The organism is Agromyces terreus, assembly GCF_009749465.1.
GTDB classification, from domain to species: domain Bacteria; phylum Actinomycetota; class Actinomycetes; order Actinomycetales; family Microbacteriaceae; genus Agromyces; species Agromyces terreus.
In genome coordinates this window covers 642,067-666,352 of the sequence record NZ_WBIS01000001.1, presented here as the reverse complement: position 1 = coordinate 666,352, position 24,286 = coordinate 642,067, and the positions used below count along the sequence as shown (strand labels likewise).

General features: G+C 70.8%; 24 protein-coding genes, 2 tRNA genes and 1 riboswitch. Of the genes, 13 read left to right on the top strand and 13 right to left on the bottom strand.

Going from position 1 to position 24,286, the window contains the following annotated elements; genetic code table 11:
* Nucleotides 1-37: 37 nt before the first annotated feature.
* From pepN to GQQ92_RS02985, 4 genes are all read left to right on the top strand, one after another.
* Nucleotides 38-2,608, top strand: a complete 2,571-nt coding sequence (gene pepN / locus GQQ92_RS03000; protein WP_156997724.1) for an aminopeptidase N — start codon at nucleotides 38-40, stop codon at nucleotides 2,606-2,608.
* An 87-nt stretch (nucleotides 2,609-2,695) separates the two neighbouring features.
* Entirely contained in the window at nucleotides 2,696-3,811 is a 1,116-nt protein-coding gene (locus tag GQQ92_RS02995) for a mechanosensitive ion channel family protein (RefSeq protein ID WP_156997723.1), read from the top strand.
* 83 nt (nucleotides 3,812-3,894) lie between these two features.
* Nucleotides 3,895-4,323, top strand: coding sequence for a globin (locus tag GQQ92_RS02990; RefSeq protein WP_232057512.1), 429 nt, complete (start codon nucleotides 3,895-3,897; stop codon nucleotides 4,321-4,323).
* Between the two features lie 52 nt (nucleotides 4,324-4,375).
* The gene (locus GQQ92_RS02985) at nucleotides 4,376-6,061 is read left to right on the top strand and encodes an FAD-binding dehydrogenase (protein WP_156997721.1); all 1,686 of its coding nucleotides are present in this window, start codon (nucleotides 4,376-4,378) and stop codon (nucleotides 6,059-6,061) included.
* Between the two features lie 189 nt (nucleotides 6,062-6,250).
* Here GQQ92_RS02985 and GQQ92_RS02980 read toward each other — a convergent pair whose 3' ends face one another.
* On the bottom strand, nucleotides 6,251-6,931 hold the full coding sequence (locus GQQ92_RS02980) for a hypothetical protein (RefSeq protein WP_156997720.1): 681 nt from the start codon (nucleotides 6,929-6,931) through the stop codon (nucleotides 6,251-6,253).
* A gap of 92 nt (nucleotides 6,932-7,023) precedes the next feature.
* Between GQQ92_RS02980 and GQQ92_RS02975 the strand changes: the two genes are divergently transcribed.
* Nucleotides 7,024-7,929 carry an acyl-CoA thioesterase gene (locus GQQ92_RS02975; protein ID WP_156997719.1) on the top strand — a complete coding sequence of 302 codons (906 nt, stop codon included), beginning with the start codon at nucleotides 7,024-7,026 and terminating at the stop codon, nucleotides 7,927-7,929.
* Nucleotides 7,930-7,954: 25 nt separating this feature from the next.
* Here the strand turns inward: GQQ92_RS02975 and GQQ92_RS02970 are convergent, their stop codons facing one another.
* From GQQ92_RS02970 to ssb, 4 genes are all read right to left on the bottom strand, one after another.
* Nucleotides 7,955-8,431, bottom strand: a complete 477-nt coding sequence (locus tag GQQ92_RS02970) for an acyl-CoA thioesterase (RefSeq protein ID WP_156997718.1) — start codon at nucleotides 8,429-8,431, stop codon at nucleotides 7,955-7,957.
* Nucleotides 8,432-8,433: 2 nt separating this feature from the next.
* Entirely contained in the window at nucleotides 8,434-10,116 is a 1,683-nt protein-coding gene (gene ettA, locus GQQ92_RS02965; RefSeq protein WP_156997717.1) for an energy-dependent translational throttle protein EttA, read from the bottom strand.
* 5 nt (nucleotides 10,117-10,121) lie between these two features.
* Nucleotides 10,122-10,613, bottom strand: a complete 492-nt coding sequence (locus tag GQQ92_RS02960; protein ID WP_156997716.1) for a DUF6993 domain-containing protein — start codon at nucleotides 10,611-10,613, stop codon at nucleotides 10,122-10,124.
* A gap of 70 nt (nucleotides 10,614-10,683) precedes the next feature.
* On the bottom strand, nucleotides 10,684-11,235 hold the full coding sequence (ssb, locus tag GQQ92_RS02955) for a single-stranded DNA-binding protein (RefSeq protein WP_156997715.1): 552 nt from the start codon (nucleotides 11,233-11,235) through the stop codon (nucleotides 10,684-10,686).
* 243 nt (nucleotides 11,236-11,478) lie between these two features.
* Between ssb and GQQ92_RS02950 the strand changes: the two genes are divergently transcribed.
* A complete protein-coding gene (locus GQQ92_RS02950) occupies nucleotides 11,479-12,486 on the top strand; it encodes an aldo/keto reductase (protein ID WP_156997714.1) in 1,008 nt (335 codons plus the stop codon).
* A 107-nt stretch (nucleotides 12,487-12,593) separates the two neighbouring features.
* Nucleotides 12,594-13,265: a hypothetical protein gene (locus GQQ92_RS02945; protein ID WP_156997713.1), complete on the top strand. Its 672-nt coding sequence runs from the start codon at nucleotides 12,594-12,596 to the stop codon at nucleotides 13,263-13,265.
* A gap of 94 nt (nucleotides 13,266-13,359) precedes the next feature.
* On the opposite strand, the gene nadE is transcribed toward GQQ92_RS02945, so the two are convergent.
* Complete coding sequence (gene nadE / locus GQQ92_RS02940; RefSeq protein ID WP_156997712.1) at nucleotides 13,360-14,181, bottom strand: ammonia-dependent NAD(+) synthetase; 822 nt, start codon at nucleotides 14,179-14,181, stop codon at nucleotides 13,360-13,362.
* A 137-nt stretch (nucleotides 14,182-14,318) separates the two neighbouring features.
* Here nadE and GQQ92_RS02935 point away from each other — a divergent pair, with 137 nt between their 5' ends.
* The 6 genes from GQQ92_RS02935 to GQQ92_RS02910 all read left to right on the top strand — a co-directional run bounded on the left by GQQ92_RS02935 (nucleotide 14,319) and on the right by GQQ92_RS02910 (nucleotide 18,083).
* Nucleotides 14,319-15,515 carry a cation:proton antiporter gene (locus tag GQQ92_RS02935; RefSeq protein ID WP_232057452.1) on the top strand — a complete coding sequence of 399 codons (1,197 nt, stop codon included), beginning with the start codon at nucleotides 14,319-14,321 and terminating at the stop codon, nucleotides 15,513-15,515.
* A gap of 29 nt (nucleotides 15,516-15,544) precedes the next feature.
* A tRNA-Arg gene (locus GQQ92_RS02930) sits at nucleotides 15,545-15,617 on the top strand.
* Nucleotides 15,618-15,669: 52 nt separating this feature from the next.
* Nucleotides 15,670-16,290 carry an oligoribonuclease gene (gene orn / locus GQQ92_RS02925; protein WP_156997710.1) on the top strand — a complete coding sequence of 207 codons (621 nt, stop codon included), beginning with the start codon at nucleotides 15,670-15,672 and terminating at the stop codon, nucleotides 16,288-16,290.
* A 43-nt stretch (nucleotides 16,291-16,333) separates the two neighbouring features.
* A tRNA-His gene (locus GQQ92_RS02920) sits at nucleotides 16,334-16,409 on the top strand.
* A gap of 45 nt (nucleotides 16,410-16,454) precedes the next feature.
* Nucleotides 16,455-16,802 (top strand): metallopeptidase family protein, encoded by a 348-nt coding sequence (locus tag GQQ92_RS02915; RefSeq protein WP_156997709.1) that lies wholly within the window; start codon nucleotides 16,455-16,457, stop codon nucleotides 16,800-16,802.
* 24 nt (nucleotides 16,803-16,826) lie between these two features.
* On the top strand, nucleotides 16,827-18,083 hold the full coding sequence (locus tag GQQ92_RS02910) for a serine hydrolase family protein (protein ID WP_156997708.1): 1,257 nt from the start codon (nucleotides 16,827-16,829) through the stop codon (nucleotides 18,081-18,083).
* A 53-nt stretch (nucleotides 18,084-18,136) separates the two neighbouring features.
* On the opposite strand, the gene GQQ92_RS02905 is transcribed toward GQQ92_RS02910, so the two are convergent.
* From GQQ92_RS02905 to GQQ92_RS02875, 7 genes are all read right to left on the bottom strand, one after another.
* Nucleotides 18,137-18,679, bottom strand: coding sequence for a nucleoside/nucleotide kinase family protein (locus GQQ92_RS02905; protein WP_232057451.1), 543 nt, complete (start codon nucleotides 18,677-18,679; stop codon nucleotides 18,137-18,139).
* 52 nt (nucleotides 18,680-18,731) lie between these two features.
* On the bottom strand, nucleotides 18,732-19,511 hold the full coding sequence (locus tag GQQ92_RS02900) for an energy-coupling factor transporter transmembrane component T family protein (protein WP_156997707.1): 780 nt from the start codon (nucleotides 19,509-19,511) through the stop codon (nucleotides 18,732-18,734).
* Entirely contained in the window at nucleotides 19,508-21,022 is a 1,515-nt protein-coding gene (locus GQQ92_RS02895) for an ABC transporter ATP-binding protein (RefSeq protein ID WP_197738045.1), read from the bottom strand. Before GQQ92_RS02895 ends, GQQ92_RS02900 begins: the two co-directional genes overlap by 4 nt.
* 1 nt (nucleotide 21,023) lies before the next feature.
* The gene (locus GQQ92_RS02890; RefSeq protein ID WP_156997706.1) at nucleotides 21,024-21,671 is read right to left on the bottom strand and encodes an ECF transporter S component; all 648 of its coding nucleotides are present in this window, start codon (nucleotides 21,669-21,671) and stop codon (nucleotides 21,024-21,026) included.
* Between the two features lie 34 nt (nucleotides 21,672-21,705).
* A riboswitch (TPP riboswitch) is annotated at nucleotides 21,706-21,806 on the bottom strand.
* A gap of 112 nt (nucleotides 21,807-21,918) precedes the next feature.
* On the bottom strand, nucleotides 21,919-22,251 hold the full coding sequence (locus tag GQQ92_RS02885) for a hypothetical protein (RefSeq protein ID WP_156997705.1): 333 nt from the start codon (nucleotides 22,249-22,251) through the stop codon (nucleotides 21,919-21,921).
* A gap of 29 nt (nucleotides 22,252-22,280) precedes the next feature.
* Nucleotides 22,281-23,588, bottom strand: coding sequence for a DNA polymerase IV (locus tag GQQ92_RS02880; RefSeq protein ID WP_156997704.1), 1,308 nt, complete (start codon nucleotides 23,586-23,588; stop codon nucleotides 22,281-22,283).
* Between the two features lie 100 nt (nucleotides 23,589-23,688).
* A complete protein-coding gene (locus GQQ92_RS02875) occupies nucleotides 23,689-24,273 on the bottom strand; it encodes a hypothetical protein (protein ID WP_156997703.1) in 585 nt (194 codons plus the stop codon).
* Between the last annotated feature and the right edge of the window lie 13 nt (nucleotides 24,274-24,286).

The following is a 24,286-nucleotide window of genomic DNA, read 5'->3' as shown; positions in this document are numbered from 1 at the left end:
ATAGGCTGGCCTGTCACCACGAGACGGAGGCCCCTGCATGCCCGCTGCCGATCTGACCCGCACCGAAGCCGAAGCCAGAGCCGCGATCGTCTCCGATGTCGCCTACGAGGTCGAGCTCGACCTCACCGGCGACGGCGACGCCTTCGCCTCGACGACGGTCGTGCGCTTCCGGGCGACCCCCGGAGCCGAGACGTTCATCGAGGCGACCACGCGCGAGGTCCACGGCATCACCCTGAACGGCCGGCCCGTCGACGCCGCTGCGGCGTCCGACGGCGCGCGCATCGCCCTCGTGGGGCTCGAGGCCGAGAACGAGCTCCGAATCGTGTCGACCTGCGCGTACACGAACACGGGCGAGGGCCTGCACAGGTTCGTCGACCCGGTCGACGACGCCGTCTACCTGTACACCGAGTTCGCCGTGGCCGAGGCGAACCGGGTCTACGCCGTCTTCGATCAACCCGATCTCAAGGCGTCGGTGCGGTTCACGATCACCGCGCCGGCGCACTGGGTCGTGCTGAGCAACGCGCCAACGCCGGACCCCGGCCCCTCGGCGAAGGCGGATGCCGCGGTCTGGGCGTTCGAGACCGGACCCGTGATCTCCAGCTACATCGTCGCGATCGTCGCCGGAGAATACGCGCGGTGGAACGCCTCCGCGACGAGCAGCGACGGTCGCGACCTCCCGCTCGGCGTGTTCACGCGCGCCTCCCTCGCGCAGCATGCCGAGCCCGAGGTCATGTTCGAGACGGTGCGCGCGGGCCTCGCGTTCTACGAGCGGTCGTTCGGCGTGCCGTACCCGTACGGCAAGTACGACCAGATCTTCGTGCCCGAGTACAACTGGGGCGCCATGGAGAACGTCGGCGCCGTCACGTTCAACGAGAGCTACCTGTTCCGTTCGCGGGTGTCCGACGCGCGCCGCGAACAGCGCGCGATCGTGATCCTGCACGAACTCAGCCACATGTGGTTCGGGGACTCGGTCACCATGCGCTGGTGGAACGACCTCTGGCTGAACGAATCGTTCGCCACCTGGGCCTCGACGCTCGCGACCTCGCAGGTCACCGAGTTCACGGGCGTCTGGGCGACCTTCGCGAGCGACGAGAAGACGTACGCCGCCGAGCAGGACCAGCTGCCCTCGACGCATCCGATCGTCGCGCCCATCGAGTCCCTCGCCGACGTCGAGGTCAACTTCGACGCCATCACCTACGACAAGGGCGCCTCGGTGCTGAAGCAGCTCGTGGCCTGGGTGGGCCTCGATGCGTTCCAGCGCGGCGTCGGCGCCTACCTGCGCGCGCACGCGGGCGCGAACGCGACCCTGCGCGACCTGCTCGACGAGCTCGAACGCGCCAGCGGGCGCGACCTCGCCCGCTGGTCGGCGCTCTGGCTCGAGACGGCGGGCGTCAACACGCTCAGGGCGGTCCTCGAGACGGATGCCTCGGGCACGATCACGTCGGCGGCCGTCGAGCAGACAGCGGCCCCGACGCATCCGACCCTCCGGCCGCATCGGGTCGCGCTCGGCTGCTACGCCGGCGACGACGACGGACGCCTCGTCCGCACCCACCGCGTCGAGATCGACGTCGACGGCCCGTCGACCGCGGTGCCCGAACTCGTGGGGCTCCCCCGCCCCGAACTGCTGCTCGTGAACGACGACGACCTCACCTACGCCAAGGTTCGACTCGACGAGGTCTCGCTCGCGACCGCCCTCGAGCGGCTCGGCGACCTCGTCGACCCCGTGAGCCGTGCCGTCGTGCTCGGCTCCGCATGGGACGCCGTGCGCGACGCCGAGCTGCCCGCGAGCGCGTTCGTCCGCCTCGTGCTCGGCGGCATCGGCCACGAGAGCCACTCCTCGGCACGCGGCCTCGCGCTGACGCGACTCGAGACGGCGCTCGAACGCTACCTCGCCGACGAGCACCGCGAACGGGTCTGCGCCGAGGCCGGCGACGGCGTGTGGGCGCTCGCCGAGCTCGCCGAGGCCGGATCCGACGCCCAGCTCCAGTTCGCGAAGGCGTTCACCCGCGTCGCCTGTTCGCAGGCGCACGCCGACGTCCTCGGCAGCCTCCTCGACGGCTCGATCCGGCTCCCGGGCCTCGAGATCGACCTCGACCTGCGCTGGGAGCTCGTGATCGCCCGCGCCGCCCTGCTCCCGGCATCCGACGACGAGATCGAGGGCGAGATCGCCGCCGCCCTCGCCCTCGACGACACCGCGAAGGGACGCCGGCTCGCCGAGACCGCACGCGCCGCCCGCCCCGACCAGGCGGTGAAGGATGCCGCGTGGCGTCGCGTCGCGACCGACGCGACGATCTCGAACGACGTCGCCCGTGCGGTGGCCGACGGGTGGCGCCGCACGAGCGATCCCAGCCTGCTCGCCTCGACCGTCGACGAGTACTTCGCCATCCTGCCCTCGGTGTGGTCCGAACGCAGTTTCACGATGGCCTCGCTCATCGTCAAGAGACTGTTCCCGGCACCGCTCGTGAACCGGCAGGTCGCCGACGCGGCTCGCATCTGGCTCGCGGAGCACCCGACGCCGGCTCCCCTGCACCGCCTGGTCTCGGAGCAGCTCGACGAACTCGAGCGTGCGCTGCGAGCACGTCGCTGCGACGCCGACGCGCTCGGCTGATTCCCGGACGAGGCTCAGTAGACTCGCCTCGACATCCGGCGAGAACCCTGCCCGGACCCGACCCGAACACCGATCGGAGGCGCACCCGTGAGCGATCTCTGGGCCCAGTTCGTCGCATGGTGGAACCTCAGCTGGCCCGTGTTCCTCGGCGACCTCATCGCGGTCGCGCTGATCATCTCCGTCGCGCTCCTCGTGCGGTGGGCGCTGGTCAGCGTCATCGACCGGGTCGTCGACCGGATCGTCACCGGCGTCAAGCGCAAGCAGGACGTCACCGACACCCAGGCGCTGCAGGCGTCGCCGCTCGCCGCCGTGCGGGTCGTGCAGCGCACCCGTACGCTCGGGTCCGTCTTCCGCAACGTCGTCAACGTCACCCTGTTCATCATCACGACCCTGCTCGTGGTGAACGCCGTCAACGCCGACGTGCTCGGCTCCTTCGCGCTGCTGTCGGCCGCGATCGGCGCCGGCCTCGGCTTCGGCGCACAGAACATCGTGAAAGACGTGCTCAACGGCCTCTTCATGGTCGTCGAGGACCAGCTCGGCGTGGGCGACGTCGTCGATCTCGGGCCGGCGACCGGCATCGTCGAAGAGGTGCAGATCCGCATCACGAAGGTGCGCGACGTGAACGGCACCCTCTGGTTCGTGCGCAACGGCGAGATCCTGCGCGTGGGCAACATGTCGCAGGGCTGGGCGCGCGTCATCGTCGACCTCGCGGTGCCGTACGACGCCGACATCGACGCCGTCGAGGGGAAGCTCCTCGAAACGGCGATCGACATGGCCCATGCCAGCAAGTGGCGCTCGCGCGTGCTCGAGCGCCCCGAGATCTGGGGCCTCGAGTCGATCTCCGCCGACGCGATGGTGATCCGGGTGGTCATGAAGGTGCGCACCTCCGCGAAGGACGACATCGCCCGTGAACTCCGCATGCGGCTGAAGCGCACGGTCGACGAGATGGGCGTCAAGCTTCCGAGCCTCAACTCGGTCGTGCTCTCCGGTTTCGACGGCGCGACCCGCGTGAAGGGGGCGAAGCCGCCGAAGACCGCACCCCACCGCGTCATGTCCTACGACGACGCGAAAGCGGCGACCGCCAGGGCGAAGGCACGTGCCAAGCGAGCCCTCCACCCGAAATCCGACGACGCGGGCCCGGCCAGCGCCGACCGCGACCCCCGGAACCCGCCCACCGACCCCGACCCCGGAGACGCGAAATGACCGACGACACCGCATCCGCGGCATCCGCCGAACGATCCGGGCCGACGTCCGGGGCCCCCGCCTCGGGCCTTCCGGTCTCGGCCGTGCCGCCGGCATCCGTTCCCCTCCGCGGCAGCGAACACGGTTCGGCGCTCGGGGCGTCGTTCTACACCACCGTCGGCGGTCGACCGACGTTCGAGAAGCTCGTGCACGAGTTCTATCGCGGCGTCGCCGACGACCCGGTGCTGCGCCCGATGTACCCCGAAGCAGACCTCGGACCCGCCGAGGAGCGGCTCCTGCTCTTCCTCGAGCAGTACTGGGGCGGACCCGGCACGTACAGCGAGCAGCGCGGCCACCCTCGGCTGCGCATGCGCCACGCGGGCTTCAAGATCAACCCCGACGCGCGCGACCGCTGGCTCGCGCACATGCGCACCGCGGTCGACACCCTCGACCTGCCGCCGCTCGCCGAGGAGACACTGTGGGATTATCTACAGCGTGCGGCGTTCGCGATGGTGAACACGTTCGAGGAGTGACCCGGTCCTCGACGGCCCGAACCGCACGCCCGTGAGACGAAGGAGTCCGCCAGTGCCCGCATCCCCCAACGCCAGCACCGATCGCGCCCAGCCCGCCGACACCGCCGCGATCATCGTCGGCGCCGGCCTGTCGGGCCTCGTGGCGGCCGCCGAGCTCGTCGACGCCGGCAAGCGCGTCGTGATCGTCGATCAGGAGCCTGCGGCGAGCCTCGGCGGCCAGGCGCACTGGTCGTTCGGCGGGCTGTTCCTCATCGACTCGCCCGAGCAGCGCCGCATGGGCGTGAAGGACTCGCTCGAGCTCGCCAAGCAGGACTGGGACGGCACCGCCGGATTCGACCGCGACGAAGACGAATGGGGGCGCCGCTGGGCCGACGCATACCTCGACTTCGCGGCCGGCGAGAAGCGCGCCTGGCTGCACCGGAAGGGGGTTCGCTTCTTCCCCATCGTCGGATGGGCCGAGCGCGGCGGGTACAACGCCGTCGGCCACGGCAACTCGGTGCCGCGCTTCCACATCACCTGGGGAACCGGTCCGGGCGTCCTGGAGCCGTTCATCGCCCGGGTGAAGGCGGGCGAGGCCGCCGGTCTCGTCCAGTTCAGGCACCGGCACCGCGTCGACGAGCTCATCGTCGAGGACGGCGCGGTCGTCGGCGTCCGCGGGTCGGTCCTCGCGCCCGATGCCGCCGAGCGCGGCGAATCGAGCAATCGCGACGTGATCGGCGACTTCGAACTGCGCGCCTCGGCCGTCGTCGTCGCATCCGGCGGCATCGGCGGCAACCACGACCTCGTGCGCGCGTCCTGGCCCGAGCGCCTCGGCACGCCGCCCTCGCACATGCTCTCGGGCGTGCCCGCCCACGTCGACGGCCGCATGCTCGGCATCGCCGAGTCCGCCGGCGCCCGTCTCGTGAACGGCGACCGCATGTGGCACTACACCGAGGGCATCACGAACTGGGACCCGGTCTGGCCCATGCACGGCATCCGCATCCTCCCGGGACCGTCGTCGCTGTGGTTCGACGCCGAGGGCCGACGCATGCCCGTGCCGCTGTTCCCCGGATTCGACACGCTCGGCACGCTCGAGCACATCCAGACCACAGGCCACGAGCACACCTGGTTCGTGCTCACGCAGAAGATCATCGAGAAGGAGTTCGCACTCTCGGGCAGCGAGCAGAACCCCGATCTCACCGGGAAGGACCTGCGCCTGCTCGCCGACCGCCTGGGATCCGGCGCCACGGGCCCGGTCGAGGCGTTCAAGGAGCACGGCGTGGACTTCGTCGTGGCCGACACGCTCGACGAGCTGCTCGCGGGCATGCGCGAGCTCTCGCCGGAGGTCGAGCTGGACGCCGCGAACGTCGAGAAGGAGATCCTCGCCCGCGACCGGGAGGTCGAGAACGAATTCTCCAAAGACCTCCAGCTCACCGCGGTGCGCGGCGCGCGCAAGTACCGCGGCGACAAGCTCATCCGGGTCGCGACGCCCCACCGCATCCTCGATCCCAAGGCCGGCCCGCTCATCGCGGTGAAGCTGCACATCCTCACCCGCAAGAGCCTGGGCGGCATCCAGACGAACCTCGACGCGCAGGCGCTCGCCCCCGACGGCACGCCCGTCGCGGGCCTCTACGCGGTCGGCGAGGCTGCCGGCTTCGGCGGGGGCGGCGTGCACGGGTACCGCGCGCTCGAGGGCACCTTCCTCGGCGGATGCCTCTTCACCGGACGCACCGCGGGTCGGGCCATCGCCCGCGGCTGAGCCCGGTCCGGGCCGCCGGCCGCCCGCCGCTGGCACCTGGCCGCCGATTCGCAATTCAGGTTCGCAGGCGTGTCGCGCCCCGGGCTGACCGATGGACGAAGGCGACACGCCGCTCCGCGCCTGAATTGCGATCAGGGCGAGGGATGCGGCTCTGAGCCCGGCCGGGCGTCGGCGGGCCGGGGCAGCGTGCTAGGCCTTGAGGGTCCAGGGCTTGCGGCGGACGAGCACGTGACCGCGCCGCGAGCTCAGCCGCGTCCACGGCCCGGTCTCGAAGAGGCGCACCGGGTCCTCGCCGAGGAATCCGAGGCTGAACGCCGCGAACGCCGCGCCCGTCGGAACGTACTCGAGCCCGTCGACGCCGCGCCCCCAGACCTCGGACCGCACCCGCTGCACGAGCTGCTCGCCCGTGCCCGCGGGGATCGCCTCGGCGACCTCGTCGATGCCGACGCGCGCCGCGGACTCGAGGGTCGCGGCGTCGGTCTCGCCGAGCGGACGCCAGCCGCCGCGCGGCGGGGAGATGCCCGCCCAGGTGACGGTGTTGACCTCGGGAGGGCGGGACATGGAGACCGGCCGAGACTCGTCGTCTTCGCCGATCTCGCCCCTGGCCCGCACGATGCGCTCGACCAGCGAGCGCATGGGGACGACGGAGTCGAAGTCGTCGGTGTCCTCGAGCGCGAACGTGCGCAGCCCGAGCACCGTCGGACTCTCGTCGAGGATGCCGCGTGGATACAGGATCGCGGTGTACACGGCGAGGATGCCGGAGCCGGCGATGAGCCGTACCGACCCGTCTTCGACCCGGCCCGCGCGTTGCAGGTAGGTGTGCAGGTCGCCGAGCGAAAGGCTGTCGGCAAGCGTGATTTGAGAGACCATCTGCTGTCTAAACTACCAATTGCGCGCCCGCGTGCGGTTCGATCGCGCTCGTCGGATGTCGCGGCCAGCCCCCGAGCGACATCGGAGAGAACATGAACGAACCCATCGACGGCCTGCTCAGCACGCTCGAGCTCGCCGACACCGGCGCGCGCACGACCGAAGACATCTTCACGGGCCCGTCGCAGTGGATGCCGCTCGGGCGGGTGTTCGGCGGGCAGGTGCTCGCGCAGTCGCTCATCGCCGCGATGCACACCGTCGACGACGAGCGTGTCCTGCACTCGATGCACGGCTACTTCCTCCGGCCGGGCGACGTCGACCACCCGATCACCTTCTCGGTCGATCGTCTCCACGACGGTCGGTCATTCTCGACACGGCGCACCCACGCCTTCCAGAACGGCGAGCCGATCCTCTCGCTCATCGCGTCGTTCCAGACCGAGGACGAAGGCGTCGAGCACCAGCTCGACATGCCCGGCGACCTGCCCGACCCCGAGTCGCTCCCCTCGACCGCCGACCTGATCGGCCACCTCGACCACGCGATGGCGCAGTTCTGGTCGAACGCGAGGGCGTTCGACGTGCGGCACATCCCCTCGCCCATATACCTCAGCGTCGAGGGCGAGCGTGTACCGCGCCAGGCCGTGTGGATGCGCGCCGTCGGGCGCCTCCCCGACGACCCGAAGCAGCACCGGGCGGCGCTCGCCTACGCGAGCGACTACTCGATCCTCGAGCCTGTGCTGCGTGCGCACGGGGTGCCGTGGGCGACGCGCGGACTGCGCGTCGCGAGCCTCGACCACGCGATGTGGTGGCATCGCGACGCGCGCGTCGACGAGTGGCTGCTCTACGTGCAGGAGTCGCCGTCGGCGCAGGGCGGTCGCGGCCTCTCGATCGGCCGCATCTACACGCGGGAGGGCGTGCTCGTCGCGAGCGTCGCCCAAGAGGGAATGGTCCGGGTCCCGGCCCCCCGAACCCCGCCCTCCGCGCGTCGGGCGCCCGCGCCGTAGCGAGGCGCGGGCCGTCTGCAACCGGTCAGCGGCGGCGGAACTGCAGCGGCGCCTCGAGGTAGGGCGTCCAGGCCTCGCGTTCGACGTCGGTGATGCGGCGCGGTCGGCCGGTGGCGGCGTCGACGAGGACGATCGTCGTCGACGCGCGGGTGTGCAGCTCGCGGGGCGAGATGCCTTCGGGCGAGTACACCTCGTACGAGACGTCGATGCTCGCCCCGCCGAGGTGCCCGATCCAGAGTTCGACGTCGAGCGGCTGACGGCGGTACGGGATCGGGGCGAGGTACTCGACCTCCTGTCGCGCGATGAGCGTGAGCGTGCTCGACCCGGGCGTCGCGTCGATGACCGCCGTCGTGGCGCCGACCGCGTGCTCGGCCGTCTCCTCGCTCATCCAGAACGCCTGGATGCGGGCCTCTTCGAGCAGGCTCAGCATGCGGGCGTTGTTGACGTGCCCGTACGCGTCGAGATCCGACCAGCGCAGCGGCGTGGGGACGTGCAGCCGCACGATCAGTCCCTGGTGAGCTTGCGGTACGCCGAACGGTGCGGCTTCGCGGCGTCGGGGCCGAGTCGCTCGATCTTGTTCGCCTCGTAGGACTCGAAGTTGCCCTCGAACCAGTGCCAGTACGACGGGTTCTCCTCAGTGCCCTCGTACGCGAGGATGTGCGTCGCGATGCGGTCGAGGAACCAACGGTCGTGGGTGATGACCACGGCGCAACCGGGGAACTCGAGCAACGCGTTCTCGAGGCTCGACAGGGTCTCGACGTCGAGGTCGTTCGTGGGCTCGTCGAGCAGCAGCAGGTTGCCGCCCTGCTTGAGCGTGAGGGCGAGGTTCAACCGGTTGCGCTCACCGCCGGAGAGGATTCCGGCACGCTTCTGCTGGTCGGGGCCCTTGAAGCCGAAGGTGGAGACGTAGGCACGACTCGGTACCTCGGTCTTGCCGACCTGGATGTAGTCGAGTCCGTCGGACACGACCTCCCAGAGCGTCTTGTTCGGGTCGATGCCGCCGCGCGTCTGATCGACGTAGGAGATCTTGACGGTCTCGCCGATCTTGACGTCGCCGCCGTCCTTCGGCTCGAGCCCGACGACGGTCTTGAACAGCGTGGTCTTTCCGACGCCGTTCGGGCCGATGATGCCGACGATGCCGTTGCGAGGGAGGGTGAAGCTCAGGCCGTCGATGAGCGTGCGGTCGCCGAAGCCCTTCTTGAGGTTCTTGACCTCGAGCACGATGTCGCCGAGACGGGGACCCGCGGGGATCTGGATCTCTTCGAAGTCGAGCTTGCGCGTGCGCTCCGCCTCGGTGGCCATCTCTTCGTAGCGGGCGAGACGGGCCTTCGACTTGGCCTGACGGCCCTTCGCGTTCGAGCGCACCCAGTCGAGCTCTTCGGCGAGACGCTTGGCGAGCTTCGCGTCCTTCTTGCCCTGGACGGTGAGTCGTTCCTGCTTCTTCTCGAGATAGGTCGAGTAGTTGCCCTCGTAGGGGTAGAGGCGGCCGCGGTCGACCTCGCAGATCCACTCGGCGACGTGGTCGAGGAAGTACCGGTCGTGGGTGACGGCGAGCACGGCGCCGGGGTACTTGGCGAGGTGCTGCTCGAGCCAGAGCACGCTCTCGGCGTCGAGGTGGTTGGTGGGCTCGTCGAGCAGCAGCAGGTCGGGCTTCTGCAGGAGCAGCTTGCACAGCGCCACACGGCGCTTCTCGCCTCCGGAGAGCACCGAGACCTGTTCGTCGCCCGGCGGGCAGCGCAGGGCGTCCATCGCCTGTTCGAGCTGGGAGTCGAGATCCCATGCGTCGGCCGCGTCGATGGCCTCCTGGAGGGTGCCCATCTCGGCGAGCAGCGCGTCGAAGTCAGCGTCGGGCTCGGCCATGGCGAGCGAGATCTCGTTGAAGCGGTCGAGCTTCTCCTTGATCGGGCCGACGCCCTCCTGGACGTTCTCGAGCACGGTCTTGCTCTCGTCCAGCACCGGCTCCTGCATCAGGATGCCGACCGAGTAGCCCGGCGTGAGCTTGGCCTCGCCGTTGGAGGGCTGGTCGAGGCCGGCCATGATCTTCAGGATCGTGGACTTACCGGCACCGTTGGGGCCCACGACGCCGATCTTGGCTCCGGGGAGGAACGCCATCGTGACGTCGTCGAGAATGAGCTTGTCGCCGACCGCTTTGCGGGCGCGCACCATCGAGTAAATGTAATCCGCCATGTCGCCTACCAGTCTATGGGTCGCGTCTGCCCGATGAGACAGCCGCCGGTGCCGAGCGCCGGCTGCACCGCACCGTGGTAGCCGCCGGACTTGGGGCCGTACTGGCCGACGAGGCATTCCTCGTTGAAGAGCACCGCGAATTGCACCGAGTCGGCCTCGGTGCCGAGGGTGGTCTGATCCGATGTCACCTGCATGGCCGCCTTGTCGAACCCGGCGGCGACGAGGGCGTCGATGAAGTCGCGGCCTGCAGCAGTCGCGTTCGCCGCGACGACGGCCTGGTTGACCTGGTCGAAGAAGGGCAGGTTGTCGGCCGCGGGGAGGTCGGGATGCAGGCCGACGGGAACGGATGCCTGGTCGGTCGGCTTCGGACGCGCCGACGAGGATGCGGTCGGCTCGGGCGGCGTCTGGTCGAACAGCGAGCAGCCGGTCAGCATGAGCACGGAGAGCGCGGCCCCGGCGATCGCCAGGGCCGCGGACGAACCGTTGTGCCGTGCCATGAGACCCCCGTCCGAGCGCGCCGGATGCGCTTCGAAGCGAGTCTAGGCGCAGGCCGGGGCGCGACGGGCCTCAGAACGGGACGCGGGCCGGCTCGCGGTCGACCGCGATCTCGATCGGCTCGTCGGCCTCCTCCGGTTCGACCGAAAGCCCGTCGGAGCGGTCGCCCACCGCGGTCTCCGCGCCGAGCGCGGAGGCCCACGCGGCGGGCGTCGCGTCGTCGGTCGCGACGGTCGCGGGCTCGGCCCCGCCGTCGGAGAGTCCGGCGGACTGGTTCTTCGTCAGCGCCGTCGTCGCCCAGTTCAGGTCGTGCCCGACCGAGTCGGCGTCGATCTCGATGGCCGTGCCGGACTTCTCGCCGCTCTCCCAGGCGCGGATGCGCAGCCGGCCGTGCACGACGACACGTTCGCCGCGGTGGATCGAGACGGCCACGTTCTTCGCGAGCTGCCGGAACGTCGAGACGGTGTACCAGTTCGTCTCGCCGTCCTCCCAGGTGCCCTTCGCCCGGTCGAAGAACCGGCGAGTGGAGGCGAGGCGGAACGTCGTGATGGGCAGGCCCTGGCTCGTCACGTGCACGCGCGGGTCGCCTCCGACGACGCCGATCACGGTGATGTTGTCGGTCATGTCTTCTCCAATGCTCGAGGTGGTCGCCGCCGTGGTCGACGGCCGCGGCATCCGGAGGCCCTCGTGCCGTTCCAGGCCCCCGGATGCCGCGTGTGCCAAGACTCCCCGAACGGCCGCTCGTACGGCGGCGATCCGCCCGACCGGTGGACGGCGACCTCGATCTCCCGGCGGTGGAGGACGAGTCGGCCGAGGGCGGTGCACGGACCCCGCCTCCGTGTCGGCGAGCGCCAATAGAGTGGTCGCATGAGCTACGAGGCGAACCCGGCACGATACGACACCATGCGCTACAACCGGGTCGGGAGGAGCGGGCTCAAGCTCCCCGCGCTCTCGCTCGGGCTGTGGCACAACTTCGGCCACGACCGCCCGTGGCAGACGCAGCGAGAGATCGTGCGTCGCGCCTTCGACCTCGGCATCACGCATTTCGACCTCGCGAACAACTACGGCCCGCCCTACGGCAGCGCCGAAGAGAACTTCGGCCGCATCCTCGATGCGGATCTCCGCCCGTACCGCGACGAGATCATCATCTCGTCGAAGGCCGGCTACGACATGTGGCCCGGCCCCTACGGCGACTTCGGGTCGCGCAAGTACCTGCTCGCGTCGCTCGACCAGAGCCTCGGCCGCCTCGGCCTCGACTACGTCGACATCTTCTACTCGCACCGACCCGACCCCGAAACCCCCGTCGAGGAGACGATGGGCGCGCTCGCCACCGCGGTGCGACAGGGCAAGGCGCTCTACGTCGGCATCTCGAACTACTCCCCCGAGCAGACGGTCGCCGCGGCCGCGGCCCTCGCCGAAGAGGGCGTCCCCCTGCTGATCCACCAGCCCCGCTACTCGATGTTCGACCGGCACATCGAAGACGGCCTGTTCCCCGCACTCGAAGAGGTCGGGTCGGCGGCCATCGTCTTCTCGCCGCTCGCGCAGGGCCTGCTCACCGATCGGTACCTGTCCGGAGACATCCCGTCGGACTCGCGAGCCGCGACGAGCCGCTTCCTCTCGCCCGACCGCATCAGCGACGAGTACCTCCGACGCGTCAGGGGCCTCGCCGAGATCGCGGAGTCGCGCGGGCAGAGCGTCGCACAGCTCGCGCTCTCGTGGGTCCTCAGGGAGCGGCTCGTCGCGAGCGCGATCATCGGCGCGTCGAGCGTCGCCCAACTCGAGCAGAACGTCGCCGCGCTCGACGCGGCCCCGCTCACCGACGACGAGATCGCGCGCATCGAGCCGCTCGCCGCCCACGGCACCGTCCTCGGCTGAGGCGTCGGCGCGCCGCCCACCGCCGGGCGGCGCGCCGACGGCACCGTGTTCTGGCGCGCCGTACGGCGTGCCGGAGGCGAGCGCCCGCACCGAGTACTCTGCGGTGCATGCAGTGGTGGAACGATCTCATCTCCTGGCTGACCTCGAGCGAGGCGCAGTCGACCCTCTTCGCGGGCGCCGTGCTCTTCCTGGCGGTCCTCGCGTCCGGCCTCCTCGCGGCCTGGATCGCCAGCGCTGCGGTCCGGCGCGTCGTCGACCAGCGCGATCGCGAGCTGAAGACCGCGGCGATCGGATCGCTGATCGACGCGGCCACCGAGGCATCCGTGTGGAACTCCCTGACGCCCCAGGAACAGGTGCTCGCCGACCGCACGGTGGGCCAGGCCGACATCCAGGTGCGACTCCTGCCCATCAGGGGTTCGGATGTCGCGGCGAACTGGGCCGCGCACCAGCTCCACGAGCTGAAGCGGGCGTCGGCGACCTTCGGCTATCAGCTCGACCCCGCGGTGGTCGAGTTCCGCGACCGCATGCTGGAGTGGCAGCGACACCCGTCGCGCGCACGCAAGCAGTTCCAGAACGACCTGCTCCGCTGGCGTGCGCAGCGGCAGGAGCCCGACCAGGCCGCGATCGAGGAACAGGACGCCTGGGTCGCCGAGCAGCACCACGAGCGCTACCGCGGTGCCACCGAGATCGCCCCGAGCTCGACCCCGACCACCGCCCCCACGCCGACGCAGGCGCTGACCGAGCCGGTCGTGCAGGCCGACGAGGCGCCGACCCGATAGACCCCTCGGAGCGATGAGGCCCCGCCCGGTTCGGGCGGGGCCTCATCGTGTCACCGGCGCCGGAGGGCGACGGCGGTCGGGATGCGGACGCGCGTCAGCGCCACCATCCGTCGAACATCGACACCGGGACGGTCCGCTTGTGACGCGTCTGCAGGAATCGGGCCTCGATGCGCTCCGCGATGCCGGCGTCGATCTCCTCGCCCTCGAGGAACGCGTCGATGTCGGCGTAGGACAGCCCGAGATTCGCCTCGTCGGCCTGACCCGGGTCGCCGTCGAGCAGATCGGCGGTGGGCGTCTTCAGGTACAGGCGCTCGGGCGCCTCGAGGTGCTGCAGCAGCGCTCGCCCCTGGCGCTTCGTCAGGCCCGTCAGGGGCAGCACGTCGGCCCCGCCGTCGCCGAACTTCGTGAAGAACCCGGTGACGGCCTCGGCGGCGTGGTCGGTGCCGACGACGAGCAGCCCGTGCTCGCCCGCGAGGGCGTACTGCGCGACCATGCGCATGCGCGCCTTCACGTTGCCCTTGCCGAAATCGGTGATGGGCGTGCCCGCGGCATCCGCGTACTCCTCGGCGAGTCCGTCGACGCCGCGCCTGATGTTGAACTCCACGCGTTCCTGCGGGTCGATGAATCGGAGCGCGAGTTCGGCGTCGGCGGCGTCGTGCTGCCGCCCGTACGGCAGGCGCACGGCGATGAACCGCGACGGATGCCCCGAGTCCACGAGCTCCTCGACCGCCAGCCGGCACAGACGCCCGGCGAGCGAGGAGTCCTGCCCGCCGGAGATCCCGAGCACGAGGCCCGACGCACCGGTCACGGACAGGTACTCCTTGAGGAAGTCGACGCGCGCGCGGATCTCACGGGCGGGATCGATGGCCGACGTGACGTTGAGTTCGGCGATGATGCTCGCCTGGAGGTCTCGCATGCCACGACGATACCGCCCGTGTGTTTCGGTCGGGCTACGTTCGCAGCGTCCGATGCGACCGCCGCGGTTGGGTAGCATCGTCCAGGCGCTCGGCATGCGCACGGTATGGAGCTGACGTGGAAATCTCGACCGGGACGATGGTCCTCATCCCCCTGATCGCCGTCGCGGCGCCCCTGCTGGTGCGCGCGGTCGGGTACTGGGTCTCGGTGCCGCTGGTGGTCTTCGAGATCGTCCTCGGCATCGTGCTCGGCCCCGACGTGCTCGGCTGGATCCAACCCGACGATTTCGTCGAGGTGCTCTCCGAGCTCGGCCTCGCGATGCTGTTCTTCCTCGCGGGCAGCGAGATCGACTTCCGCGCCATCCGCGGGCGCCCGATGAAGCGCGCCGCCGTCGGCTGGATCATCTCGCTCGCGGCCGGCATCGGCGTCGCGGTCCTGTTCGCGCCCGACATCCCCGCCGCGGCCTTCATCGGCATCGCGCTGACGTCGACCGCGCTCGGCACGGTCATGCCGATCCTGCGCGACTCGGGCGACCTCAAGACGCCGTTCGGCCTCGCCGTCATCGCGCTCGGCGCGATCGGCGAGTTCGGCCCGCTGCTCGCGATCTCGCTGTTCCTCACCGGCCGTACGCCCGGCGCGGCGGCCATCGTGCTGCTCGCGTTCGCGGTGATCGCCGGCATCGCGCTCTATCTGGCGGCGAAGGGGCACGGCAAGCGCCTCCACGTGGTCATCACCGCGACGATGCACACGAGCGGCCAGTTCGGCGTGCGACTGGTCATCCTGGTGCTCAGCGCCCTGGTCGCCCTCAGCATCGTGCTCGACCTCGACATGCTGCTCGGCGCATTCACGGCCGGCGTGCTGTTCCGGGTGATGCTCTCGGGCGCCCCGAAGCAGGACGTGCACGCCGTCGAGACGAAGATCGAGGGCCTCGGCTACGGCTTCGTCGTGCCGATCTTCTTCATCGTCACCGGCGTCACCTTCGACCTGAAGGCACTCGCCGACCCCGGCACGCTCCTGCTCGTGCCGCTGTTCGTGGTCCTGCTGCTGATCGTGCGCGGCGTGCCGTCGATGCTCGCCGCCCCGGTCGGCGCCGACGGGCGCACCCGAGCCGCGACGGCGCTCTTCGGCGCGACCGGCCTGCCGATCATCGTCGCCGTCACGGCCATCGGGGTCGAGACCGGCGACCTCGGCACGGGCACCGCGGCGGCGCTCGTCGGCGCCGGGATGATCACCGTGCTCGTGTTCCCGCTCGTCGGACTCGCGATCCGCAAGCACGGCACGGATGCCGCCCGGCACCCGCAGGACGACACCGTCGACGTGCCCATCGAGGGCTGACCCGCAAAGCCGGTAAGCTTGGCGAACCGGCCCCCGTAGCTCAGCGGATAGAGCAGCAGCCTTCTAATCTGTCGGTCGCAGGTTCGATTCCTGCCGGGGGCACCCGACGCACACCGCGTCATCCGTGTCGGAGCGCACCGGTAGACTCGCGGGCATGGCAACCGCGAGCGACCGACTGGTCTGGATCGACTGTGAGATGACCGGCCTCGACCTCGAAGTCGACGAACTCGTCGAGATCGCGGTCGTCATCACCGACTACGAGCTCAACCCCGTCGACGAGGGGCTCGACATCGTCATCCGGCCCGACGCGAGCGCGCTCGAGAACATGGGCGACTTCGTACGCGGTATGCACACGACGTCGGGCCTCATCGAAGAGATCCCCAACGGCGTGACCGTGGCCGATGCCGAGTACCAGGTGCTCGAGTACGTGCTGAAGCACGTGCCCGACGAGCAGAAGGCCCCGCTCGCGGGCAACTCGATCGGCACCGATCGCGCGTTCCTGGCGAAGTACATGCCCCGTCTCGACGGGCACCTGCACTACCGCAACGTCGATGTGTCCTCCATCAAGGAACTGGCTCGCCGGTGGTACCCGCGCGCCTACTTCCAGTCCCCGCCGAAGAACGGCGGGCATCGCGCCCTCGCCGACATCCTCGAGTCCATCCGCGAACTCCAGTACTACCGGCGGGCGGTGTTCGTCGCCGACCCCGGTCCGACGAGCGCCGAGCTTCAAGAGATCGCCGCCGCCGTCGTGAACGAGTTCGACGCGAAGGTGTAGTAAGCTCTTCGAGTTGCCTGATCACGCAGTGATGGGGCGCATGGTGGGTATAGCTCAGTTGGTAGAGCGCCTGGTTGTGGTCCAGGAGGTCGCGGGTTCAAGCCCCGTTACTCACCCCAAGTTCTTCACCTTCCGCGACGTTCGACGCTCAGCAAGGGACATTCGTGCAACTCGATGCCGAGGCCTTCGAAGCCCTCGTCGTCGATGAGCTCGACCAGTTGCCCGACGAGATGATCGACGGGCTCGAGAACATCGTGTTCGTCGTCGAGGACCGCCCCGAAGACGGCTCGCTCGATCTGCTCGGCCTCTACGACGGCTACGCGTTGACCGAACGCGACCGCTACGGAATGGGCGAGATGCCCGACCGCATCATCCTGTACCGCGAGCCGCTGCTGGCCCTCTGCGCCGACGAAGACGAGCTCCGCGACGAGATCCACGTCACCCTCGTGCACGAGATCGCCCACTTCTACGGCATCGACGACGACCGGCTGCACGAGTTGGGCTGGGCGTGAGGTCGGCGCGGTTACGCTGATTGCATGCGCTCCCCCGCCCGCGTGATCGGCATCATCGTCGGTTCTCTCGTGATCCTCGGCCTCGGCCTGTACGCCCCGGCGATGCTGCTCGGCCCGCTGCCCACCGTGACGGTCCGCACCGATCCCACGGTGGTCGCGCTGCCCGAGGCCGCGGCGCTCGCGCTGCCCGAAGCTGGTGCGAGCGCGCTCGCCCTCGCCGAGACCGACGGCACGAGCACCCTGCTCGCGACATCCGGCTCCGAAGAGACCGTGCCCATGGGCGGCGCCGCGAAGCTCGTGACCGTCCTCGTCACGCTCGACTCACTGCCCCTGCCCGACTCGGCCGACGGCGTCGGGCCCATGATCAAGATCGGCCCGGCCGACTACACGAACTACCTGAAGTACGTGGCCGAAGACACCCGAACGCTCCAGGTGTCCCCCGGAGACTCGTGGTCCGAGCGAGACGTGGTGCGCGCGATCCTGCTGACCTCGAGCAACAACCACGCCGACACCCTGGTGCGGTGGGCGTTCGGCGGCGTCCCCGCGTACACCGACGCGGCGAATGCATGGCTCGCCGAGCACGGCTTCACCGCGACGCATGTCGACGACGCCACGGGGCTGTCGGGCGACAACGTCAGCACGGCGGCCGAGGTGGCCGCACTGGCCTCGCTGGCACTCTCGGACCCGGCGATCGCCGCAATCCTCGAGCAGCCGGGCACCGCCCCGCTCGGAGCCCACACGACCCCCGACCTCGTCGACCGCGACTCCGACGACGGCGTGCGCGAGATCACCCGCGCATACACCGATCAGGCCGGGCTCTCGGAGGTGTTCGCGACCGCTCTGACGGGTGACGGCGACGCCGGGCCGCAGCACATGGTCGGCGTCATGCTCATGATGCCCGACTACGAGACCCTCGACCCGGCCATCGAGGCCGCGGTGGCTTCCGTCACCGAGGCCTCGGCCCCCGTGACGGTCATCGCCGAGGGCGCCGCCTACGCGGTTGCCGAGTCGGCGTGGGGCGAGTCGGCAGACGTCGTCGCGACCGTCAGCCGAGCGGATGCCCCGTGGGGTTCGCAGTTCGGAGACCCCGACGTCGTCGTCGACGAGTTCAGCACCTCCTCGAACTCCCGCGACGTGGGCCGGGTCACGGTCTCGACCGACGCCGACTCGGTGTCCTCGCCGCTCCGCCTCACGGAGGCGATCAGCGATCCCGGTCCCATCTGGCGCCTCACGCATCCGTTCGCGATCATCGGCGCGTTCCTCGACGAGCAGGCCGGCTGACCGAGGTCCTGCAGCCCACCGCACGTCGGTGCGCCGGCGTCTGAAGCGGCCGCTCAATCGAGGTGCGAGACGCGGAGGAGCACGTCGGCGAGCGGTCGCGGCCCGCATCGCCGCACGTAGGCACGCCACTGGAGATCCCAGATCTCCCAGTACGCGTCGTAGGCGCCGCCGTCGCGCTCGAGGGCGCGTCTGCGCCGGATCCCGTCGGCCGCTTCAACCCAGATGCGTGTGGCGGGCGTCGCCTCGTCGGCCACTGCGAACGCGCCGCATCCTTCGATGAGCAGGGCGCTCCCGGGCCGCACCGACTGGGGCGAGGCGGCGGCGCTCTCCGCCCAATCCCACCGGGGCGACCGGGCGGCGACGCCTCGCCGCCACGGCGCCACGAGCGAGTCGGCGAGCATGCGGGACGCGCGATCCAGACCGTGCCAGCCCGGATAGACGTCGTCGAGGCGCACGAGCGACGGCGGGGCGCCGGGCCACCTGGCGAGCAGCGCGTCGGCCAGTGTCGACTTGCCCGACCCGCTCGGACCGTCGATCAGGACGAGCGGACGATGCCGGCCGCGCACGGCCGCGCGCACCGCGGCGATCGCGGGCACGTGCGCACGGGGCGTCGCCGCGCCTGCTCCCGCACGCCCGGCCCCCGCCGCGTCAGGACCAGATGACATTCCAACTCCCGGTGAGCACGGCGACCGTGGCGGAGAACGCCGCGGTGAGGCATCCGACGCCGATCACGATCCATTCCGTGCCGCCGAAATGGGCAGGTCGTGCCCAGGTTCGCGCGCCTTCGGCACCGAACCCCCTGGCCTCCATCGCGGTCGCGAGGATGCCGCCCCGCCGGATCGAGAGCACGAGGAGCGAGAAGGCCTGCCCGAGGGTGCGGCGGATCATCCCGGTGTCGCCGATGCCGCGTGCCCGGCGGGCGAGGTTGAGCGTTCGCCAGTCATCGACCGCGGATCCCACGAGGCGCAGGGCGGCCAGCGCCCCGAGGACGAACCGAGCGGGCAGCTTCAGGGTCTGGGCGAGTCCGTCGGCGAGGTCGGTCGGATCGATCGTGAGGAACAGCACGACGGCGGGCAGGGCGATCGCGATGACCCGGACGGTCGTCGCGACGCCGATCTGCACCGAGCCCTCGGTGACGTGGATCACGCCGAAGTCCCACAGGACCTCGCCTGAAGGCGACCCGTAGAGCACCATGCTGATGCCCGTCAGCGGCGCGGCGATCCACACGGGCAGCGTCCGCGGCGACCAGAGCAGGCCGCCGAGCCCGATGAGCGAGAACACGAGCAGTTCGCAGACGATGGCCACGCTCGCCGAGACGACGTCGAGCGTCAGGATCAGCACGATGCTGAGCGGCACGGTCGCCGCGACCTTCGCCACGGGGTTCACCGCCGCGAGCGGCAGACCGGGCCGCACGCTCGCGATGCTCATGCCGCCCCCTCCCCGGCCGGGGTCGACGCGTGCGCCGGGAGCGCGTCTCCGAGGTCGAACCGTCGGTCGGCGACGGCCTCGACGAACGCCTCGTCATGCGTGACGGCGACGATGCCGACACCGTCGTCGCGAAGGCCCACGAGCAGTTTCGCGAGCTCACGCCAGGTCGTGGCATCCTGTCCGAAGGTCGGTTCGTCGAGCACGAGCAGACGCGGTCTGGTCGCGATGGCCGTCGCGACCGAGAGCCGGCGCTTCTCGCCGCCCGAGAGCGTGAACGGGTTCGCCCCGGCGAGATGCTCCAATCGCAGTGCGGTGAGCAACTCGTCGACCCGCTCGCGCCGCTCGCGTTCCGAGAGCTTGAGCGCGCGGGGGCCAACCTCGAGCTCGGCACGCACGGAGCCGGTCAGGAACTGGTGCTCGGGGTTCTGGAACACGGTGCCGATGCGGGCGAGCAGATCGCGCGATCGCCATTTCGAGGGTTGCGGGCGCAGGCCTGCGGCCAGGGCGTCGGATGCCTCGAGCGTGCCGCCGAGCGGCGGCAGCAGCCCGGCCATGGTCAACGCGAGCGTCGACTTGCCGACGCCGTTCGGCCCGGCGATCGCGAGGATCCGCCCGGCGTCGGCCGTGAGCTGGATGTGCTCGCGCACCGGGAGCGACGGAGTGCGCCCGATCGACAGGGCCGCACCGGTCAGAAGGGCGGATGCTCCGTGCGCCGGCGCCGGCGGCTGCCAGGGCAGCTCGTCGGGCAGCCAGACGCCGCCATCGAGCAGCTCGGTACGCCGTGAGGCGAGCACCTCGGCCGGCGCGCCGTCGGCGAGGACGCCCCCGCTGCCGGCGCGGTCGAGCACGACGACGCGATCGACGACGGGAAGCCAGACCGAGACGCGATGCTCGATGACGACGAGCGTCGCCCCGGTCTCGTCGGCGACGGCCGCGACCGCGTCGCGCACGTCGCGGACGCCCTCGGGGTCGAGGTTCGCGGTGGGCTCGTCGAGCAGGATGAGTCCGGGTCGCATCGCCAGGACGCCCGCGAGGGCGAGCCGTTGGCGCTGCCCTCCGGAGAGCTCGGCCGTCGAGTGCTCGAGCGGCAGATCGAGCCCGACCGCTGCCAGGGCCCGTCGCACGCGGGGCCAGATGTCGTCGCGCGGGACCGCCAGGTTCTCGAGTCCGAAGGCCACGTCGTCGCCCACCCTGGCCATGACGACCTGCGCATCGGGATCCTGCAGCACGAGGCCGGATCGACCGCGACCGGCCGAGGGGCGTCGGCCGTCGACGAGCAGTTCGCCGATCGATTCGCCGTCTTCGTCGCCGCCGAGCACACCGGCGATGCCGTGGAGCAGGGTCGACTTCCCGGCACCCGAGGCACCGAGCAGCAGCACTCGCTCACCCGCGCGGATGTCGAGGTCGAGCCCCTGCACGGCCGGCGCGCGGCGGCCGGCGTGCCGCCAACCCCACCCTCGCGCCGTGATCGCCGATGCCCCCGTGCGAACGATGGATTCGCCGCCGGCCACGTCAGACCACCCGGTGCTCGCGCCCGGATGCGAAGCGGTCGAGCGCTCCGGCCCGTGCCAGCCCTCGCACGGCCAGCCAGGAGAGCCCGCCCGCGATGAACGCCCCGCCGAGGACGGCGGACGCCGTGTAGACCGTCGCGAACAGGGGCGCGGCGCCGGCGTAGTAGAGGACGAGGTCGTTGATCGCCATCGCGAGGCCGGCGGCCGCACCGGCGAGCAGCGCGACGGGAAGACGCCAGTAGCGGTACAGGAAGATCGCGAAGATCAGTTCGGCGCCGAGTCCCTGCACGAGCCCGGCCTCGATCGTGAGGAGACCGCCCCACTGGCTGCCGATGAGCGCCGAGACGACGGCCGCGACGAGTTCGGTGTAGAGCGCCGCGCCCGGCTTGCGGATGATGAGCCCGCCGAGCACGCCGGCCACGAGCCACAGCGCGGCCGGAGCGGCCTGCAGGCCGGGGAGCAGGGCCTCGATGGGCGCCGAGATCGGCCCCCAGACGACCCCCCACGCCCAGAAGACCACGCCGACCGCGACGCCGACGACGCTGGCGACGACGATGTCGACGACCCGCCAGCGGAGGTTCGGACGCTCGGGGCGTGCCGGAGCGACGGATGCCGCGGGTGCGGCCTGAGACGATGATGATGCGTGCACTGTCGTGCCCTCTCTCTATGAAAGCGGCACGGGTAATGAGATGCGAATGCCTCCCTGCGCTGGCATGACCCAGATCAGGTTCGACGGTCGAAGGTTGAGAACCTTCCTCTCAGCCCGGCTCACCGGACTCCCGTGTTCGAGATCAGCGTACACGTCGTCGGGAAGGCCCGTTCACGGATGCGGGCGCGGTGGACGGGTGGACGAGCGGATGCCTCGGCCCGAGGCCGCCGCACGCGCGAGACTCGGCTCAGCGCTTCAGGGCGCGGATGACCGACTTCAGCGCGTGGCCGACGACGAAGATGAAGGGCGTGGCCACCAGGACGAGCCCGATGATGTTCGGCTCGAACCGCACGCGGCCCGCTTCGCCGACGTAGGCGCCGAGGGGCACCGACAACCCGCCGCCCCCGCCGCCGCTGCCCTGCATGTTGTCGACGGCGCCGCCGCTGCCGGCGCCGAAGCCGTAGTAGCCGAGCGCCACCGGCACGACCTTCACGCCGTCGATATCGATCGTCTCGCCGTATGCGGTCTTCACGCCGACGCCCGCGACGGTGTCTGCCAGGTCCAGTACGAGTTCAGCCATGCGGCAACGCTACCCGCGCTCGGCTCCGGCTACCAGCCCCAGGCCGCGGCGTTCGGATCGAACGGCTCGTCGGGACGCTCGGGCCCGCGCTGCTCGCGACGCTGCTCGCGACGTCGCTCGCGCTCCTGCTCGCGCTGCACGAGTGCCGCGGGGCGCACCGCGTCGCGTCCGAACCGGGCCGCGACCCGATCGATCGTGCGCTCGGCATCGCGCCACTCCTCGTCTGGATCCCAGAGCATCGCGCCGGTGCCCGATTCGCGGAGGTTCTCGGCGCGCACGCCGATGAGCCGTACCCGTGCCCCGTCGCCGATGAGGCCGTCGAGCGCCTCGGAGGCCTCATCGTAGATTCGGCGGGCGACATCGGTGGGTTCGGCGAGCGTTCTCGAACGGGTGAGCGTGCGGAAGTCGCCGTACCGGAGCTTGAGCGATACGGTTCGGGCGACGAGCCCTGCCTTGCGGAGGCGCACCGCGACGTTGCCCGAGAGCTGGAGCAGCTCGCGGCGGATCACCACCGGGTCGGTGAGGTCGTGGCCGAAGGTCTGCTCGTGGCCGATGCTGCGTTCGGTGCGGGTCGTGTGCACCTCGCGCGGATCGTCGCCCATCGCGAGCCGCGCGAGCCGAGCCGCGAGAGCGGGGCCCACCGCCCGCACGAGCGCGTCTTCGGGCATGGACGCCACATCGCCGACCGTGCGGAGCCCGATGCGCTGCAGGCTCTCTTCGGTGACCCTGCCGACGCCCCAGAGCGCCGAGACGGGCAGCGGATGCAGGAACGCGACCGTGTCGGCCGCCGGAACCACGAGCATGCCGTCGGGCTTCGCCCGGCCCGAGGCCACTTTCGCGACGTACTTCGTGGCGGCGACGCCGATGGAGCATGTGAGCCCCGTCTCGCGCTGCACGCGGTCGCGGATGGACCATGCGATCTCGGCCGGGGTGCCGTGCAGGCGCCGCGCCCCGGAGACGTCGAGGAAGGCCTCGTCGATCGAGAGCGGCTCGACCAGCGGGGTGATCTGCTCGAAGATGCGCATGACGCGCTTGGAGTACTCGGAGTACGCGGGGTAGTTGCCGCGCAGCACCACGGCGTTCGGGCACCGCTGGAGCGCGATGGACATCGGCATCGCCGAGTTGACGCCATAGCGGCGGGCCTCGTAGCTCGCGGCCGCGACGACGCCGCGGCCCGCGGTTCCGCCGACGAGCACCGGCTTGCCCCGAAGCTCGGGGCGCGAGAGCAACTCGACGGAGACGAAGAACGCGTCCATGTCGACGTGCAGGATCGGGGTCGCCGAGTCATCGACCGGCCCCGTGGTGACCTGCCTCGACGAGCCGTCCTGCTTGCTCACGGTGCGACCCTACGCCACGCCGCCGACATCGGCCGATGGACCACCTCGACCTCGACCGCCTCGCTCTGCGGCCGGAGGGGCCCCGTCGAGCGCACGCCGATCAGAAGCCGAAGTCGCCGCCGAAGTCGCCGCCCAAGTCGCCGAACCCGCCGAGGTCGCCCGCAGCGTCGGTCGCCGTGTCGCCCGCGGTGTCGCCGGCCTGCTCACCGCCGAAATCGGGACCGGGCAGGAAGGACTGCGCGATCATCGATCCGACCACGACGCCCGCGACCGTGCCGAGCATGGAACCGCCGAACGTCGTGCCCAACGACGGCGCTCCCGCACCCGAACGCCCGTTGGCGGCATCCGTGGCCGCGAACGTGCGCTCCATCGTGCCGGGAGCCCGGAGCTCGGCCCGCGTCGCCGCACGCGCGAGCGCCGACGGCTCGTCGGACACGAGCCGCTCCCCTGCCGGGGCCTGGTCGGACAGCGCCCGGAACACCTGTGCGCGCTGCGCGGGGGTGAGCTTCGCGAACGCCTCGGCGTGCACGGCCTCGATCGATTCGGGCGGGGCCGTGCGCAGGAGGTACCGGTAGCGCTCGACGGCACGCTCGTCTTCGGTCGGCACCCGCGCCGGCGGCCGCGGCGGAATCGGTCGCGCGCGACTCGCATCGGGTGCGCCGAACAGGCGGTCAAGGAAGCCCATGGTGTCCTCGTCA